Below are 17,234 nucleotides of genomic sequence, written 5' to 3' on the forward strand. Positions count from 1 at the left end.
CTATGAAAGATGAAAAGGCCCCGCTTTGTTTATCTGCAATCCTTTCAGTCTAGCGCAATTGGTGCCTTTGATTGCAAATGGATTGAGGTCAATGGCGACGCCCACAAAACCGAGTCTAGGAATAGCGTGATAAAGCCATATTGTCCTCCGTTTGGTAGCTGGCCTAAAAAGAGTAGGAATGTTGAAAAGAAAAAAGAGGGAGTAGCTCCCTCTTTGTTTATGGCAATCGCTCGATCCTGGCGCCAAGCGCATTGAGACGCTCGTCGATGTTTTGATAGCCTCGATCAATCTGTTCAATATTATCTATCACAGAGGTGCCGCTCGCGGACATTGCCGCGATCAGGAGCGCCACCCCTGCACGGATGTCTGGGGAGGTCATCTTGATGCCGCGAAGTGGATATTTTCTATCCAAGCCAATGACAGTGGCCCTATGTGGATCGCAGAGAATAATCTGCGCACCCATGTCGATCAGCTTGTCCACGAAGAAGAGGCGCGATTCGAACATTTTTTGGTGAACGAGCACCGTGCCTTTAGCCTGTGTCGCTGTCACCAAGATGATGGAGAGCAGGTCAGGCGTAAATCCTGGCCAGATCTGATCAGCCACGGTGAGGATAGATCCGTCGATGAAGGTCTCGATCTCGTAGTGTTTTTGTGCGGGGATGTGTATATCATCTCCGCGAAACTCCAGCTGTATGCCCATCCTGCGGAAAGTTTCCGGGATGATGCCCAAGCGGTGAATCTGGCAGTCCTTGATGGTGATCTCCGATCCTGTCATGGCAGCCATGCCGATAAAAGATCCGATTTCGATCATGTCAGGCAACATCGTGTGTTCCGTACCCCCGAGTGCTTTGACGCCGTCGATTGTCAGCAGGTTGGAGCCGACTCCGGTGATCTTTGCCCCCATCCGGTTGAGCATATCGCAGAGTTGCTGGAGGTAGGGTTCGCAAGCAGCATTGTAGATGGTTGTTTTCCCTTCTGCCAGTACGGCCGCCATCACAATATTGGCGGTGCCGGTGACCGAAGCTTCGTCCAAAAGCATGTAAGTGCCTTTTAGATTTTTGCCATCGATGTGGAAAATCTCGTTTTCGGCATCATAGTGAAATTGGGCACCGAGTTTTTGGAAGCCGAAAAAATGCGTGTCCATCCTGCGGCGTCCGATTTTGTCGCCTCCGGGCTTGGAGAGCTTGCCCTTCCCAAATCTTGCCAAAAGCGGCCCCAGGATCATGACCGAGCCCCTGAGTGCGGAGGCTTTCTGAAGAAAGTCATCCGTTTCGAGGTAGTCGAGATTGACCTCGTCAGCCTGGAATGAATAAGACTCCGGTCCGAGCTTCTGGATTTTTACCCCCATATCGGACAGCAGCTCGATAAGCTTGTTGACGTCGCGGATATTTGGGATTTTGTGGATTGTGACTTTTTCAGGCGTGAGGAGTACGGCGCAGAGAATCTGAAGTGCTTCGTTTTTGGCTCCTTGGGGGACAATTTCGCCTTTGAGTTGGGTGCCCCCGGTGACACGAAAAGATGCCATTAATTTCTGCGTTTTTTATTGTGTCCGTTTCGGTGATTCTTTTTGTGTTGGTTTTGGCGCTTGTTTTTTTGGCCGTGCTCTTCCTCCACATGGGGGATTTTGAAGTCTCTTCTGGTGTTGGACTCAAAGAGGGCATTTTCCCTCACCTTCTCCAGGTCGATGTGGAGTTTGCCTTTGGAGAGCGTCTTGATGTCGTCGAGGATGATGCCGTCGTCGAAGTTGTCCCGGTTCCAGGTGGAGTGAAAACTTCGCATCAGCTGCCCGATGTAGATGATGGCGGATTCCTGATCTTCGTCGTTTTCGATCTCAATGGCCTTTTCGATCAGTTTTTCGATGTTTCGGCCATAGTGTTTGAATTTCACTTCGCCTTTAGGGTACCCTACTGGCAGGGGTTTTTTTCCCAGGAGCTCTTTTTCCGGCATGGGAAAGGGGCCGTCCACATCGAGTTTGAAATCAGACATGATGTAAATGTCGTCCCATAGCTTTTGGTCGCTCTCCTGCTTTACGGAGGGGTTGAGTTGCTTGATGATCTCAATGACGGTGTAGGCACTTTGGGTGCGCTTCTCACGGTCTTCAAGGCCCGTGACATGATCGACCAGGCGTTGAATGTTTTTGCCGTATTCTTTCAAGATAAGTTGTTGTTTTTCAGGTTCGGTGTGCTCCATGTTGCTTCCCGTTTATTGCCTTCAAAAGGTAACAAAAAATCACCAAAGGACAGGGAAGCAGGTGATTAGTCTATGATTCTGAGCTTGGCAAAGCTAAGCAATAATGTTTTCTCGCCAAAATGCTCAAATTGAATGGTTGCTTTTTTGTTAAGTCCTTCTGTCTCAATTTTTTGTACTTTCCCATAGCCGAATTTTGGGTGCTCGACCAGCTGTTCGGCTTGGAGATTGTTGGTGTTGCTGGGCTTAAAATCCGGGGAAGGGGTGTGGATCTTCAGCTGGATCGGCTGTCGGGATTCTGGCTGCCGTTTTAGGCCTACAAACCCTGTACTACCTGGCAAACCTTCCTTACGAAGCGCCCCAGGCATCTCCTTGGATGCCATCCTTTTGTTTACTTTGATCCTACTCGGATCCACCTCTTCCAAAAACCTGCTCGGCTCACAGTTGAGCAAGCGCCCGAACCGATAACGAGACAAGGCGTAGGACAAGTATAATTTTTCCATCGCCCTTGTTGCGGCCACATAAAACAACCTCCGTTCTTCCTCCAGATCGTCACGACTCTGCATCATCATCTGGGAAGGGAAAAGATCCTCCTCCATGCCGACCACAAAGACCTGCTTAAACTCCAGTCCCTTCGAAGCGTGTATGGTCATGAGCGTGATGGCGTCAGTCTTGTCCTTGTCTTGGTCATTGTCGGTCAGCAGGGCGATTTCCTGGAGGAATGAGCCCAGACTTTTGTCTTCATTTTCTGGATTGTCCACATATTCCTTGATCGCGTTGAGCAATTCCTGGACGTTTTCGTAGCGGTTGAGCCCCTCGATGGTTTTGTCCTCATAGAGCTCACGGAGGAGTCCGCTTTGCTTGGCGATGAAGTTGGCGGCTTCATAGGCATCTTTTCGCTCTGCCTCGATCTGGAAGGCTTTGATGGTAGTGGCAAAGTCATCCAATGCACTTCCGGCACGGCCGCCTAGAAAACTGTGGGCATTTTGGACGACTTCCCAAAGTGGAATGTCGTGCTCATAGGCGGAGACGAGGATTTTTTCGACGGAAGTGTCCCCAATTCCCCGCTTAGGATAGTTGATGATGCGCTTGAAGGCCTCTTCGTCCACGGGGTTTACCGTGAAACGGAGGTAGGCCATGAGATCCTTTATTTCCTTTCTTTGGTAGAAGGAAAGTCCGCCGACAATCTTGTAGGTGAGGTTCATCTTGCGCAAGGCCTCTTCCATCGCCCGAGACTGGGAGTTGGTCCGGTAGAGGATGGCGAAGTCGCTGTTGTTGAGTTTTTTATTGTTTTTTTCCTCGAAGATGATGTTGGCCACGATGCGACCTTCCTCATTGTCTGATGCGGCCTTGACGAGTTCGATAAGTTCCCCATCCGGATTGGAAGTCCAAACCAACTTCTTCAGCTGGGCCTTGTTCTTGTCGATGATGGAGTTGGCTGCTTCCACGATGGTTTTGGTGGATCGGTAATTTTGCTCCAATTTGACGACAAAGAGGTCTGGATAATCCTTTTCGAAGTTGAGGATGTTTTGGATATCCGCTCCACGAAACGCGTAGATACTTTGGGCGTCGTCGCCTACCACGCAGATGTTTTGGTGAACAGAAGCTAGCTTTTTGGTGATGAGGTATTGGGAAATATTGGTGTCCTGAAACTCGTCCACCATCACATATTTGAAGCGCTGCTGGTATTTGTTCAATACGTCCAGATGATCACGAAAAAGCACATTGGTATTGAATAGCAGGTCGTCAAAGTCCATTGCCCCGGCTTTGAATAGACGGTCTTGGTATTTTTGATAGAGCTCGCCCATCCGTGGTTTCATGGCGGACTCGTCGTCAGCTTTGACATAGGGATCTGCCTGATAGGCCTGCCAAGAAATCAGGCGGTTTTTGGCGCCGGAAATTCGGGAGAGTACCACGCCAGGTTTGTAGACTTTGTCGTCGAGTCGCATCTCTTTGACGAGCGTGCGGATCAGGGACTTGGAGTCGTCGTTGTCGTAGATGGTGAAGTTGGAAGGATATCCGATTTTCTCGGATTCAACTCTCAGGATCTTTGCAAAGATGGAGTGAAAGGTCCCCATCCAAGTATTTCTCGCCTCCAATCCTACCAATGTTTCGATGCGGTGCTTCATCTCGGCAGCCGCTTTGTTGGTAAAAGTCAGGGAGAGGATATTGAAGGGATCGATTCCCTTGGCGTAGATCAGGTGTGCGATCCTATAGGTCAGTACCCGGGTTTTGCCCGAACCGGCGCCCGCAATGATCATTACCGGTCCATCGGTATGCTGTACCGCCTGTAGCTGGGGGGGATTCAGTTCCTTGAGGTAATCCATTTTTTAGTATCAAGTAGTTAGACTCAGGTGTCAAGATTTTAGGGTCTGGCGGCAAGAGTCAAGAAGCAAGAACCAGCGAGTCGAGAATGCTGGTGTGATTGTATCAAGATTTTAGAATTATGATTTGCGAGCGCATCAACAGGGGTAAAGGCCAAACGTATTAAGGCCTTCGGCTAATTCATTTACCGGCTTCCCAAGCGCAACTATTGAATCCTACAACTTCCATCGCTTATGGCTCCAGAGATAAAGATCAGGTTGGTTTTTTATGTTTTCCTCCAGCCTTCTGCAAAATTCATCCGTGATGCTATGCGGAAGATGGGAGTCATAGGGAGGTTCGGCGAATTTGGCAAATTCAAACCTGTAATGACCCCGTTTCACTTTTGTCATGGTGCCGAAGAAAACAGGAAGCTGCATTTTTTTTGCCATAAATTCTCCACCTTCGAAGAAATAGGCAGGTCGGTTTAGAAACTCCCGCTGGTAGCGGTTTTCCGAACCCGGAGGACGCTGGTCAGCAGCCAAATGTACTATTCTTGGCTGGCTTCGCATCGTGATCATACTCTTTCGAAAAGCTTTTTTCTCCGTCATCACCCCGCCAAAATGGGTCCGGATATGGAGCATCAACTGATTGAAAAAGGGATTGTTTACCTTCAGATATACTGTTTCTGCAGTGACCTTGGTGTTTAAGGCGACGCCTAGGATCGCCATTTCCCAGTTAAATACGTGGCCTGCCATCATTAGGGCGCTTTTTCCCTTTTGGACTTCCTCATCGATGATTTCCTGATTGACCACGTGAAACCTTCGACGAAGCTCTTCCTCTGAGATAGTCAGCATCTTGATTGTTTCTGCAAAAAAGGCGTCGGTAAAATTTCTGTAGAACCGGTTTCGGATCTTTTTTCGCTCCTCCGCGGTTTTGTCTGGAAAGGCAAATCTGACGTTTTCGTCGATGACCTTTTTACGGTAGCTGATCACATAGCGTGCGACCAGGTAGATCAAATCTGAAATCAGATATAAAACCGGCAGGGGCAAGTAGGACAACAGCCTAAAGAAAAACATAGCAATTACCTGTAATTGGGGGAGTTTTGCTCCGGGTATGGAGCCATATCAGCAACAAAATAAATTAATTAAGCCGACTTTCGGTTCAATTACTGGTTATAAATTGAGCCAATTACTACTTTTGAAGCTTATGTCTGAAGTACAGCGAAGGAAATATTCTCAGGAAGAGAAAACGGCCATCTTCGATGGGGAATTTATGCCGCACATAGATTCCATGTACAATTTTGCCTTTAGGCTCACCTTTGACGAGGATGATGCCAAGGATCTCGTGCAGGACACTTACATGAAGGCTTTTCGTTTCATCAACTCCTTTGAGCAGGGGACGAATGCGAAAGCCTGGCTTTTTCGGATCCTGAAAAACAGCTTTATAAACGAGTACCGCAAGAAAAGTAAACAGCCTGCGAAAGTAGATTACCAGGAAGTTGAAACTTTCTACAACTCTGATGATGTTGACTACCAAAGCACTACCGATCTGCGGGCGGAATCCGTCAAGGACATGCTCGGGGATGAGATCTCCAATGCCCTCAATGCGCTGGCGGTAGATTTCCGTACGGTGATCATTCTGGCAGATCTGGAAGGGTTCACCTACGAGGAAATGGCAAAGATTCTCGATATTCCAATCGGGACTGTGAGGTCCAGGCTGCATCGCGCCAGGAATCTGTTGAAAGATCAATTGAAAGAATATGCCCAGTCGATGGGATATAACACTGACGAAGAAGAGGAGGATTAAAATGATTACTCATGGAAATTAACAATCAAGCATCCGGAGAGCGAAAGCTTCAGTGCGATGATGTGAACAGGTGTTTTCAGCTGCTCGAGAGTATTCTCGACGGAGAGATGGGGGAAAATGGCAAGGAAGTCCTCAAGGAAAAACTGGCCAAGTGCCAGCCTTGTTTCGAACACTTCCATCTGGAACAGGCAATCCGCGACGTGCTGAAAAACAAGTGCACCAAGCAACCCGTCCCCAATGAACTGGCCGACTCTATCCGGCAGATGATCAAGGAAAGCAAATGAGCCAAACCCAAGGAAAGGCGATTATTTTCTCTGCTCCCTCCGGCTCAGGAAAAACTTCCCTAGTCATACATCTCATCCAACACGTTCCCAATTTGGGATTTTCCATTTCGGCCTGCACCCGGGACAAAAGAGGAAGACACGAAGTGCACGGGAGAGATTATTATTTTTTGAGCATCGAAGAGTTCAAGAAAAAGATCGATGAAGATGCATTTGTAGAGTGGGAGGAAGTGTATGCGGGAAATTTTTACGGCACCCTCAAAGAAGAGGTACAAAGAATCTGGGATACTGGCAAGGCGGTCATTTTTGACGTGGACGTCAAGGGCGGACTGGCTTTGAAAAAGTACTTTGGCCCCCAGGCCTTGGCGATTTTCGTCAAAGTACCCTCCATGGAAGTGCTGGAATCCAGGCTCAACGACCGGGGGACGGAGACTGCGGAGTCACTCTCCAGGAGACTTTACAAAGCCAAGTTTGAGATGACCTTTGAGCCCCAGTTTGACAAGACCATCCTCAATGATGATTTTGAACGCTCTTCCAGGGAGGCTGTTAGTATGGTTTCTGAGTTTTTGGCCGGATAGCCATGAAGGTGGGGCTGTATTTCGGGAGCTTCAATCCCATCCACGTAGGACACCTGATCATAGCCAACACGCTCTACGACCGCACGGATTTGGATGAGGTGTGGTTTGTGGTCAGTCCCCAAAATCCCTTTAAGAAGCAGCAATCTCTGATCCATGAGTTTGATCGATTGCGGATGGTGGAGTTGGCGATAGCCGATCATTTCCACTTTCGGGCCAGCGATTTGGAATTCCGCATGCCCAAGCCCAGCTACACCATCGACACGCTCACCTACCTCAGTGAGCAATATCCCCAGCACCGGTTTTGTCTTTTTTTGGGTTCGGACAATCTGGCCCATTTCCACAAATGGAAAAACCACCAAGCCATATTGGATCATTACGAAATCTTTGTTTATCCCCGGCCTGGAGAGACGAAAGCCTTTGATCATCCCCAAGTCAAAACCATCGATGCCCCCCTGCTGGATATCTCTGCGACGTTTATCCGTAAGTCCATCCAAGAAGGATATTCTGTCAAATATCTCCTGCCAGACAAGGTAGAGGAGTATATTTTGGATAAGAAGCTGTATCAATAAACTTTCGTGAAAATGGGTAATTCACCCACCGCTATGAAAATCGTTAGTCAACTGCCAGTTGCTAATCGGCGGACAATTGAGACTTCGGAAAGAAAACCCCCGAGACTCCTCCTGGGGATTTTTTGTTGATGTTTTGGAATTTAAAAAGACTTTCCGACCGTGAGCTTGAAGCCTCTGTTATATGCCGTATCAGCAATCTCGCTGATGTTGGATACCCCATGCTCATAGGTGGTCTGTACATGCAGTCCCGCGTTCAATTCTACTCCAAATCCTATCACTCCGGCAAAGTCGAAACCTTTGTAAAGATCCGCCACGTCCTTGCCGTTGACGGTAACCTTGTTTCCGTTTTCTTCCAAAACAATAGCTGGAGAAACCAAAAAGGAGGGTTGCACTCCCGCAAGTCCATAAAATCTTTCGCCGAAGCGATAGTTGAGCAAAAGGGGGAGGTCCAGATATCCGTTTCTAACGACCGCTGATACCCCTCCGTCAGAACCGTTGGCCCCTTTGTTTGCATATTGCAATCCAGACTCAAAACTCAGTGATTCAGAGATGGCAAAAGACGCGAATCCGCCGATGTGGAATCCAACTCGAAACTTGGCTCCTACGCTACCATCGTCACCTCCCAAGGTGGTGAAGCTGGGCCCGCCTCTCAGACCAAATGTGACATCTTGTGCAAACAGTGGCAAAGTCAAGAAAAAAGCCAATAGGAAAAAGACTGATTTGTTCATAGTGGTTAGATTGGGAATATTAAAGTTTTAGAATATTACGGGAAAAAATGAAAACTCCAAACTATTCTTTTCATGCAATTGACGAGCTCTTATTAAAAAGCAAAAGCCCCGAATTTTCAGATTCGAGGCTTTTCTAAATTCTAGTCTTTCAATGCAACCTGTTTCGGCTTGGTGGAGATCTTTTGCCAAATCAACTGACCAACCTGCTTACCCTGTACGATCCCTTCCGTGATCGCGGGCATGTAGTGGATGCCTCCATAAAATCTGCTGATTGCAGCTTCTTCATACATCTTCGTAAATCCATCAAACTCCCGGATCGGCAGCCCATAAGCTACCTCGGAGCTGTCCACGATGTGCATTTCGTCTCCGAACAGCTGTGTTAGCGTATAGGCCGCAGCCGTAGATGCAACGCTGTGTCCGCTGGTATGCTCTGGAAAAGGTGGAGTCTGCAGCAGCGGTACCCACTCTTCATCTATATATTGATTGATGTAAGTCTCCGGGCGGATAAGTTTGGAGCGGTATTTTTCGTCCCAGCAAGAGATAAATGCTTCATTCAGTGACACGGCTGTGAGCGCGTAGGCCTCTACGGTACCTTTCCAATCCCTACCCGCGGCCTTGCTGGCAATGGAGGCTATGCTCATCCAGTGACCACCTGGGGTGATTTTTTTCTCGGCAAACATGACGTGGCCTTTCACATTCATCTTGTAGGGATTGCAGTCCCAAAACATGGCAATGTCCTTTTGGTCATCCGTCATGTTGATTTTTGCATCATAAACCTCTTTGGCCACTTTGTAAAACTCGGAAGATGGATCTGATGAAAAGACCGGAGGCGCGCCTGCCTTGAACTGGGCTGCTGAGTCCAGCGCAAAGGTGCGAATCTTGTTCCAGTGAGGTTCTACCGCTTCCATGTAAGCTGGAGGGGTGGGCTGCCAGGTGTTGGGCTGGTTGACCACCGTATACTTGGGGAAGGAGCGACTTTGGTGGTAGTTGTCCTTTTTGGAGTAGTCCTTCACCTTTTCTGCGACTTCCTGTCCAAACATGACGGAAGCTTCAAACACATCCTCTGGTATTCCTTTTTCCATCAGCTCGGCAAAGTCCTTGTCCCGCTGTGTGTGCATCATATCCTCGGAAAAGATCAAGGCAGTCCCCATGTGGTAGTAGGCAGCCAATGCAGCCAATGGAGGGTAGACATTTTCAGGGATAGTCAAGTTCAAAGGCTCGGAGCCGTTGAGCTGACCTAGGAGGGGAGCATAGTGGGCAGGGTCACTGGCCGCTGCCACTTCGTATGCCGCCAAAGAAGCATAGGAATAGATCCTGGCTGCCACAGGTGGGGAGAAGATGTCGTGGATGATTACTTCGGTGATGCGGGTTTGGGCCCGATGAAAGTAGTGTCCATCGCTGATAAGTTGGGAATAATCCGTTTTTTTCTGGCATGCGGAAAACGCGCCGAGCAGCACCAGAATTAGGAAAGGTAATCGTAAAGAACTCATAGTGGGTTTTTCATTTTTAAGTTGACGATAGATTCCCCTGACGGGGTCGATTGGGTTTTATCAACTTACATGAGAATTCAAAGCTAAGTATAAGGCATTCAATCCCAAATGATTTTGCTCAAGTTTTTCACCTAATCCAGATCAATGGGCCATTGTTTTGGGAAGCGAGTAGGACTGGGCCCGAGGCGGTCTTGATGAATTGCAATTTGCGGAGTTGACCACTGGTAGGCTGCGAACTGGTGCTCAGCCAGGCGCCTTCCTTCCACTGGAAGGCGAGGACGCCAAGATTCATGGATTTGCCAAGATCCACCCGGAAGTCAGAGGAGTTGCCAGCTAAGTATACGGTCTGTGTTTCAGTATCGACAGCAATGCCAAAGATTGGGCTCCATTGTGCGTCTGCCGGAAAAGGTACAAAGTCGAAAGAGGCGTCCTCGTTCTGGAAATAGATACCCGATCGGAATTCATAAGCAGAAAGCCTTCGGGCTCGTTGAAGTTCTTCGGCGGAGAAAAGATCCTCCGGTTTGCTGATCTGGGCATAGTCTGCATAGGATTTGTGCTTTCGCTTGATTGCCGGGATCTGGCGGATCAGATCATCCCGTGTCGCAAAGGGGACCAATTTCTCTCCGAGATAGTGAAAGATCAGGGGATCAGCTTGGCCGTTTCCGTCAAAATCCCCGTGATAGAGCCAGGCAGGCTTTTCCTTCGAAGCCTTGAGCTTGCTGTTTGTCCCGAGATTTCCCACTAGGATGTCGAGCTTTCCGTTGCCGTCCAGATCCGCCACTTCGATGGAATTGATCCAGCCTGCGGAAAATTCCAAACCTTTTGGCTGGATTTCCACCAGTTGTTTCGCGGACCTGATTTCGAAGACCCGAATACCCTGCCAATCTCCCGTCAATACCAATTCGGATTTTCCGTCTCCGTTTAGATCCGCCCATTTTGCGGCATTGATCATTCCCAGCTCGTTTGCTTGCTCAAACCATTCAGTAGTCGCATCCTCAAACTGGCCATGTCCCCGATTGATTAACAGACTGCTTTTCGGGCTCGCTCCATAGTCACCTGCCGTGACTGCTGTTCCGATAAAGAGATCAAGGTCGCCATCTCCGTCGACGTCGTGGATAGCCACACTGGAGGTGTTTTCACCGATCGGTGGCAAGGCTCTCATGGAAAATGCAAAATTCCCCTGGCCGTCCCCGAAGAAAATGCGGTCAAAGTTGTAGAGTTCTCCTGAAGGGTATTCATTTCCTCCGCTCCCGACAAATAGATCCTGATGCCCGTCTCCATTGAGGTCCGCAAACTCGGCCACCACATCTTCGGCTTTGGCCAATTGGTCAAACATCGGGTTGGGGATTTCTTGAAACTCCCCGGTTTCCGTCTGCAAGAAAAACGCTCCAGGCTGATCCATTGCGCCACCGAGGTAAAAGTCGTCAAGCCCATCCCCATTTACATCCGCAACAGCCATAGCAGGACCCATTCTGGAGAAGGTTTTGGGAGCCAAGTATTCCCGCTTGATAAAGTCCATAATGTCCTTTTCACGATGGCTCCAGTCTATCGGTGAATTTTTCCTTTCAGATATTTGACTAGGGGCGGAGAGAGAAATCGCTTTTCCTTTTCCCTGGGATAGTTTTAGACTTTGATTGGCTTGAGTCTGAGGAAAAATTTCTAAAAACCCATCTGGCCAGTTGACTTGGATTGAGTCGACTGATGTGTTTTTCCCCAAGCCAAAAACCAGTGTTGTGGAGGGCCCGGACTGAAATCCCCGGCTCGTACTCAGTCGCTGCGTCCACTTGATATCCCCCGAGTAGAGAGTGACTTGAGCTCCTATACCGTGGCGATTTTTTTCACTGGCTTCCAGATCGATTCTGATGAAATGATTCCCTGTGTTTTCCGCATTATTTTGATAGATAAATGCCTCTTGGTTGAGGTTGTTGACGATCAGATCGAGGTCTCCGTCATTGTCCAAGTCGGCGTAAGTGGAGCCGTTGGAGTAGCTTTCCTGAGCCAAGCCGAGCGAGAGGGCTTCGTTTTTGAAGCTGAGTTGTCCAAGGTTTTTCCAGGCGAAGTTGGGAAGCTTCACACTGGGCAGCATGTCGATTTGTTTTTTGCGCAACTCCGACATAGACAGCCCCGGTTCTGGGGACTGGCTGTATTGGATGAAGTCTAGGTCATTGGGGCGCTTGATGATTCCATTGGTGACGTGGATATCAAGAAGTCCATCGTTATCCATGTCAAAGATCAAGGGAGACCAGCTCCAGTCCGAGGCGAAAACCCCTGCAGACAGCGCGATTTCCGCAAAGCCCTTTTCCCCCAGATTTAGCTGCAGGTGGTTTCGCACATATTGGTCCTGATAGCCAAACTGCTCTTTGATCTGATACACTTCCGCCTTGTCCTCGCCGACGGATTTCATCCAGATCTCCGGATCTTCTGGAAGCATGTCCGTAGTGAAGATGTCTGGACGTCCGTCGCCATTCAGGTCTGCGGCGTCATTTCCCATACTATAGCGACTTGTGCTGGGGATGATTTCCACCAAAACCTCCCGAAAAGTCCCATCCTGATTGTTGAGATAGAGGTAATCGTTTTCGGTAAAATCATTGGAAACGTAGAGGTCAAGCCAATCATCTCCATCGAAATCTTCAACACTGACCCCAAGCCCAAAACCGAGGATGCTGGAATAGATGCCAGAAGCGTCCGTGACGTCCAGAAAACGGTCCTGTCCCTCACTAGCCAGGTTTTTAAGCAGCCGATCACCAAGTGGACTAGCTTTGCTGCGGGCGTCGGATTTCACAAAGACTTCCGGTGATTTCACGTTGTGGTTGAGCAGGTACAAATCCAGGTCCCCGTCCCGGTCGTAGTCGAAGAAAACTGAGTGCGTACCAAATCCTCGAAAATCAAGTCCAAACTCTGCTGCCGCTTCACCGAATTTTCCGTTGCCGAGATTGAGATAGAGTCGGTTGTGACCGGTGATACCGGGGAGTTCGGAGACTTGGGCTACGTAGATGTCCAGCAACCCATCGCCGTTGACATCAGCCATAGTGGCGCCAGTAGACCAGCCCCCATCTCCTCCGACTCCGGCGGACTCGGTAATATCCTCAAACTGGAGATTGCCTCTGTTGAGGTACAGCCTATTGGACACTTGATTGCCCGTGAAATAGAGATCCACCAAGCCATCGCCGTCAATGTCCCCAGCTGCGACTCCGCCACCGTTGTAGAAGTATAAGTATTCCAGGATGTTGAGTTGTGGGCCGTCGGTGAGCTGGTTTTTAAAGTCAACTCCGGTTTGCTCTGGCGTAAGTAGGGAAAACGACGGGGCTTGGATGTCTTGTTTTTTTTCCTTTTTGCAGGAAAAGAGCATTAGTCCCGCGAAGATGAAGCATGCGTATTTTGCTGTCGAAAATGCCATCAATACTTCCAGATTTCAGCTGTCGCGCTGTTTTTGACCACTAAGAGCTCCTTCTCTCCAACGAGGGAAAATGCCCGGATATCCCCTTCTAGCCGTAGGCCGCTGACGCGGTTGGGGAGGTAGGTGAATGTACCGTCGCCCTTGCCCAGCAGTACCTCACCATAGCTCGCGTCAAACTTGCCGATCTCGGGTTTTATCTGAGCCAAGTTTCCACCTAGGATCAAATCTTGTTTTCCATCTTCGTTGAGATCCAGGACTTGGATGGCGAAGATCCAGGAGCGTTGTGCCATCCTCGGAAAGGCTTTCCACTCAAAATTTCCTCCTCCTTTGTTCAGCAGTATTCCAGACTCCAGATGATTGACTTCTTGGACGATGGATTTGTCGATCACATCTTTTGCAAAAATGTCGCTGAGCGCTTTGTTGTTGTAGTCGGTGTAGCGGATGTACTTTTTCTTAATCCCGGGGACCTGACGCTCCAGTTCATGCTTGAGCGTGTAGGGTACCTGCACCTCTCCTAGCTTTTGGGTATAGATCTGCTCGATGGAGCCGTTTTGGTCAAAGTCATTCAAGAACATGCTTACCGGCGAAGTGGCTGAGGCCTTAAACCGCGTGTTGAGTCCATGATTTCCAAGGGCGAGATCAGGCAGACCGTTACCATCGAAATCGCCGATTTCCACGCCTCGGTACCAGCCCTTGAGTCCAGCCAAACCAGCCATTTCGATTTTTTCGAGTTTTCCCCCCGTGTTTTTGAAAAACGTAGGGGACATCCACTCGCCTACGACCACCAGGTCAGAAGTTCCATCCCCGTCCCAGTCAAACGACTGGGAAGCCGTCACCATCCCCAGGTTTTTCAGAGAGGGGGCAAGAGTGGACGATTGTTCGGTGAAATTGCCCCTTCCGTCGTTGACCCAAAGCTGACTACTTGCAGGGGCTCCATAGGTAAAGGGAATAAGCCTGCCACCTACGAAAAGGTCCATTACCCCGTCCCCATTGATGTCGATGGGACTCACCGTACTGCTGCTTCCCAAAACTGCTGAAAACCCCGCCTGGGAATTTTTGGTGAAGTTGCCTTTTCCATCGTTGAGGTAAAGTCGATCGGCGAGGTCAGGCATAGAGAAACCTGATTCATTTCCTCCAGAAGTGACAAAAAGATCCAAGTCCCCATCTCCATCGGCATCAAAAAACAGTGCATCGGTGTCTTCGGAAGATGCATCTTCCACGAATGCCGCCTGTACCGATTCTTTGTATTTGCCGGAAAGGTCGGCAAGAAAAAGTTTTGCGGAAAAGGTTTTTGCCCCTCCGAAGAATAGGTCTTCCAAGCCGTCTCCGTTTACATCGCCTTTTGCAAAAGCCGGGCCTTCAGTAGAAAACATAAAATAGGTCAACCTATCCCGGTCGAAGTCCACGAAGGGATTTTCGGAATGGGTAAATTCCAAGCCTGGCTCCGGAACCTTGGAAAACTGGTGGGTTTTGGTTTCAGGGTAAAAGAACACGTCCGTGGGGATGTCAACTGCATCTTCCCATTTGAGCTGAAGGAGCTGGTCGGCGGCTTGTTTTTCCAGTACGCTGTATTGGCCATCAGGCCAGAAGACCTCAATCTTATCCAACCGGGTGATTGAGCCTAGGCCTAAGGTAATCTTGGGATCTACCGAAGACTGGAAGCCGCGATTGGGCATTTGCTCCGCGTAGAATATTTTGTCGCCGGCAGTCACCCGAATTTGCGTGCCAATGGCTTGGGTATTTTTACCTTTTCCCAAGAGCTGGACCTGTAAAGAATGGTTTTCAGGAAGTTGTGATTTTCCCTGGTTTTTAAAGATCTGCGCAGGCTTGTTCACATTGCTGACGACCAAGTCAAGCGTACCATCGTTATCAAGATCTCCGTACGCGGCACCATTGGAATGTATAGGCTCACCCAAACCCCAAGCCTCTGCGACACTTTCAAACTTCAGGTCGCCGAGGTTCTTGAACGCATAGTTTGGAACTGGATTGATGGGAATCGGATCGATCAGCGCTTTGTAGTCCACGCCTTCCTGGGAGATGATTTTGATCTTGGTCTCCTCATCGTCGATGAAATTGAGGTAGTCCAAGTCGGTGATGTCCTGATAGATGCCATTTGCGACAAAGAGATCTCGCATGCCGTCGTTGTCCATATCGAAGATCAACGCGCCCCAGCTCCAGTCGGTCGCCTCCATGTTGGCTAATCGGCCCATTTCGCTGAAGGTGCCGTCGCCATTGTTGATGTGGAGCATATTACGCGAAAACTGGTAGTGATAGCTGTGCGTCTTGTTGAACTGGAATTTGTCCCAGTTTTCAAAGGTTGTCACCTGCTTTAGTCGCGGCAGTGGCTCAGGAAGCATGTCCGTTACGAAGATATCCAATAGCCCATCACCATTGATATCCGCAATGTCGGCCCCCATGGATGCGGCGCTGATGGAGCGCATGGAGCTTTCCAGGGATTCGGTGAAGGTGCCGTCCTGATTGTTGATGTAGAGGTAGTCTTTCTCGAAAAAGTCATTGGAGATAAAGATATCCGGCCAGGTGTCCTGATTGACATCGCCGATGGTGATCCCCAGCCCAAAACCAATGATTGACCCATAGATTCCCGCAGCCTCGCTGACATCGATAAACTTTCCATCGTCGTTTCTGAAAAGCTTATCTCCTCCCACTGCGTCTCTTTTGATGCGCTCGTTCTGCATCTTGTTGAAGGAGCCGATGGCCTGATAGGAGTTGTTGAGCAGGTAGACATCGAGGTCTCCGTCCTTGTCATAGTCGAAGAATACCGCGTGGGTAGAAAATCCCTGGTCGGCGAGACCGAAAGCTTCGGCTTGCTCAATAAAGGTACCGTCGCCTTGGTTGATGAAGAGCTCGTTTTGTTTGTTGTCTCCAGAGATGTCCCCGGAGTTGCAGACATAGATATCCAGCCAGCCGTCTCCATTGACGTCCGCCATCGCCACTCCCGTACTCCAAGCACGGGTGCCGGCAGTTCCGGATTTTTCGGTCACGTCTTCAAACTTGAAGTCGCCTTTGTTCAGATAAAGTTTGTTTGGACCTAGATTGGCGGTGAAATACAAGTCGGCCAAACCATCATTGTTCACATCCCCAATGGCAACTCCACCCCCATTGTAGTAGTTTCTGTAGGTAAAGACGTTGAATTCCTCGTCGAAATTCAGGTCGTTGCTGAAGTTCATTCCGGATGATTCCGCCGGAATTTCCTGGAAAAGCGTAGGCTGCTTTTCCGGTTGTTTCTGGCAGGAAAAAAGTATTGACAGGAAGAGAATGCTTGGAAGGACGTTTCTCATGAATTGGTGTTTCCTTTTAGTTTCTTCTCTACGGGAAGATCGGAAATCTCCGCTCTCACCACCGAGAGGTGCTTTTTAAATATCCTGATCCTGCGGTTGCCATCCATTTTTACAAAGACGATTTGGGATTTGTCCTCGTTGTACACTTCGATGAATCCAGGTCCATACCAGGACTCAAAGAGCTTCACGACGTCTTCGCGCAGCTTCTCCGCTTTGAGATCTTCGTTCCACGGTGCCCAACCTTCGTAGGTGAATTCGATGGGCATGAGGTAGATCCTTTCATCTTCAAATCTGGGATAAAACATCATCTTGGTGGGAAATCTAGAGGGCATCGTCGGGCGGTACTCTACCGACAACTCCGAGGGGCCGTTGACCAAGAGTCCTTGCTGGTTGAGATCCCAGCAGGTCTGGTAGAAGGCCTTTCTGTCCATACCCAGTTTTAGTCCGAGAAAAAGCTCGTTTTGGATTTTGCCGGATGCCAGCTCCCGTTTTTCCATTTTTTCGTATGGAGTTTGGCAGGAAAAAATAAGAGAAAGAGCAAATAATAGGAGTGGGTAGTTGGCTAAGTTAATCCGAACTGACTGCATGCAATTTT

General features: G+C 49.1%; 13 protein-coding genes. 4 read left to right on the plus strand and 9 right to left on the minus strand.

The window, feature by feature from the left end; genetic code table 11:
* Positions 1-217: 217 nt before the first annotated feature.
* The 4 genes from murA to J0A67_RS18760 all read right to left on the minus strand — a co-directional run bounded on the left by murA (position 218) and on the right by J0A67_RS18760 (position 5,567).
* Positions 218-1,525, minus strand: a complete 1,308-nt coding sequence (gene murA, locus J0A67_RS18745) for a UDP-N-acetylglucosamine 1-carboxyvinyltransferase (protein WP_206570927.1) — start codon at positions 1,523-1,525, stop codon at positions 218-220.
* Positions 1,525-2,190, minus strand: coding sequence for a DUF4290 domain-containing protein (locus J0A67_RS18750; RefSeq protein WP_206570928.1), 666 nt, complete (start codon positions 2,188-2,190; stop codon positions 1,525-1,527). The genes murA and J0A67_RS18750 overlap by 1 nt, the downstream gene beginning before the upstream one ends.
* Positions 2,191-2,255: 65 nt before the next feature.
* Positions 2,256-4,514 (minus strand): ATP-dependent helicase, encoded by a 2,259-nt coding sequence (locus tag J0A67_RS18755; protein ID WP_206570929.1) that lies wholly within the window; start codon positions 4,512-4,514, stop codon positions 2,256-2,258.
* 213 nt (positions 4,515-4,727) lie between these two features.
* Positions 4,728-5,567, minus strand: coding sequence for a lysophospholipid acyltransferase family protein (locus J0A67_RS18760; protein WP_206570930.1), 840 nt, complete (start codon positions 5,565-5,567; stop codon positions 4,728-4,730).
* Between the two features lie 130 nt (positions 5,568-5,697).
* On the opposite strand from J0A67_RS18760, the gene J0A67_RS18765 reads away from it, so the two are divergent.
* Genes J0A67_RS18765 through nadD form a run of 4 tightly spaced genes read left to right on the plus strand, consistent with a single transcriptional unit; the run spans position 5,698 to position 7,725 of the window.
* A complete protein-coding gene (locus tag J0A67_RS18765; RefSeq protein WP_077349808.1) occupies positions 5,698-6,297 on the plus strand; it encodes a sigma-70 family RNA polymerase sigma factor in 600 nt (199 codons plus the stop codon).
* A gap of 11 nt (positions 6,298-6,308) precedes the next feature.
* The gene (locus J0A67_RS18770) at positions 6,309-6,581 is read left to right on the plus strand and encodes a mycothiol system anti-sigma-R factor (RefSeq protein WP_206570931.1); all 273 of its coding nucleotides are present in this window, start codon (positions 6,309-6,311) and stop codon (positions 6,579-6,581) included.
* Positions 6,578-7,156, plus strand: a complete 579-nt coding sequence (gmk, locus tag J0A67_RS18775) for a guanylate kinase (RefSeq protein ID WP_206570932.1) — start codon at positions 6,578-6,580, stop codon at positions 7,154-7,156. The genes J0A67_RS18770 and gmk overlap by 4 nt, the downstream gene beginning before the upstream one ends.
* Positions 7,157-7,158: 2 nt before the next feature.
* Positions 7,159-7,725 carry a nicotinate (nicotinamide) nucleotide adenylyltransferase gene (gene nadD / locus J0A67_RS18780; RefSeq protein WP_206570933.1) on the plus strand — a complete coding sequence of 189 codons (567 nt, stop codon included), beginning with the start codon at positions 7,159-7,161 and terminating at the stop codon, positions 7,723-7,725.
* A 140-nt stretch (positions 7,726-7,865) separates the two neighbouring features.
* Here the strand turns inward: nadD and J0A67_RS18785 are convergent, their stop codons facing one another.
* The 5 genes from J0A67_RS18785 to J0A67_RS18805 all read right to left on the minus strand — a co-directional run bounded on the left by J0A67_RS18785 (position 7,866) and on the right by J0A67_RS18805 (position 17,136).
* On the minus strand, positions 7,866-8,453 hold the full coding sequence (locus J0A67_RS18785; protein ID WP_206570934.1) for a porin family protein: 588 nt from the start codon (positions 8,451-8,453) through the stop codon (positions 7,866-7,868).
* Positions 8,454-8,593: 140 nt separating this feature from the next.
* Positions 8,594-9,943 (minus strand): vanadium-dependent haloperoxidase, encoded by a 1,350-nt coding sequence (locus J0A67_RS18790; RefSeq protein ID WP_206570935.1) that lies wholly within the window; start codon positions 9,941-9,943, stop codon positions 8,594-8,596.
* 127 nt (positions 9,944-10,070) lie between these two features.
* A complete protein-coding gene (locus tag J0A67_RS18795; protein WP_206570936.1) occupies positions 10,071-13,340 on the minus strand; it encodes a VCBS repeat-containing protein in 3,270 nt (1,089 codons plus the stop codon).
* Positions 13,340-16,639 (minus strand): VCBS repeat-containing protein, encoded by a 3,300-nt coding sequence (locus tag J0A67_RS18800; RefSeq protein ID WP_206570937.1) that lies wholly within the window; start codon positions 16,637-16,639, stop codon positions 13,340-13,342. The genes J0A67_RS18795 and J0A67_RS18800 overlap by 1 nt, the downstream gene beginning before the upstream one ends.
* Complete coding sequence (locus J0A67_RS18805; protein ID WP_241265254.1) at positions 16,636-17,136, minus strand: hypothetical protein; 501 nt, start codon at positions 17,134-17,136, stop codon at positions 16,636-16,638. The genes J0A67_RS18800 and J0A67_RS18805 overlap by 4 nt, the downstream gene beginning before the upstream one ends.
* Positions 17,137-17,234: the final 98 nt, after the last annotated feature.

This window comes from Algoriphagus aestuariicola (assembly GCF_017254835.1).
GTDB lineage: Bacteria > Bacteroidota > Bacteroidia > Cytophagales > Cyclobacteriaceae > Algoriphagus > Algoriphagus aestuariicola.

What these genes read in the sequence shown, in the direction of transcription:
- J0A67_RS18785 (WP_206570934.1), bottom strand. Translation starts at nt 8,453, where the DNA reads ATGAACAAATCAGTCTTTTTCCTATTGGCTTTTTTCTTGACTTTGCCA.
- J0A67_RS18805 (WP_241265254.1), bottom strand. Translation starts at nt 17,136, where the DNA reads ATGGAAAAACGGGAGCTGGCATCCGGCAAAATCCAAAACGAGCTTTTT.
- nadD (WP_206570933.1), top strand. Translation starts at nt 7,159, where the DNA reads ATGAAGGTGGGGCTGTATTTCGGGAGCTTCAATCCCATCCACGTAGGA.
- J0A67_RS18760 (WP_206570930.1), bottom strand. Translation starts at nt 5,567, where the DNA reads ATGTTTTTCTTTAGGCTGTTGTCCTACTTGCCCCTGCCGGTTTTATAT.
- J0A67_RS18750 (WP_206570928.1), bottom strand. Translation starts at nt 2,190, where the DNA reads ATGGAGCACACCGAACCTGAAAAACAACAACTTATCTTGAAAGAATAC.
- J0A67_RS18790 (WP_206570935.1), bottom strand. Translation starts at nt 9,943, where the DNA reads ATGAGTTCTTTACGATTACCTTTCCTAATTCTGGTGCTGCTCGGCGCG.
- murA (WP_206570927.1), bottom strand. Translation starts at nt 1,525, where the DNA reads ATGGCATCTTTTCGTGTCACCGGGGGCACCCAACTCAAAGGCGAAATT.
- J0A67_RS18755 (WP_206570929.1), bottom strand. Translation starts at nt 4,514, where the DNA reads ATGGATTACCTCAAGGAACTGAATCCCCCCCAGCTACAGGCGGTACAG.
- J0A67_RS18770 (WP_206570931.1), top strand. Translation starts at nt 6,309, where the DNA reads ATGGAAATTAACAATCAAGCATCCGGAGAGCGAAAGCTTCAGTGCGAT.
- J0A67_RS18765 (WP_077349808.1), top strand. Translation starts at nt 5,698, where the DNA reads ATGTCTGAAGTACAGCGAAGGAAATATTCTCAGGAAGAGAAAACGGCC.
- gmk (WP_206570932.1), top strand. Translation starts at nt 6,578, where the DNA reads ATGAGCCAAACCCAAGGAAAGGCGATTATTTTCTCTGCTCCCTCCGGC.
- J0A67_RS18795 (WP_206570936.1), bottom strand. Translation starts at nt 13,340, where the DNA reads ATGGCATTTTCGACAGCAAAATACGCATGCTTCATCTTCGCGGGACTA.
- J0A67_RS18800 (WP_206570937.1), bottom strand. Translation starts at nt 16,639, where the DNA reads ATGAGAAACGTCCTTCCAAGCATTCTCTTCCTGTCAATACTTTTTTCC.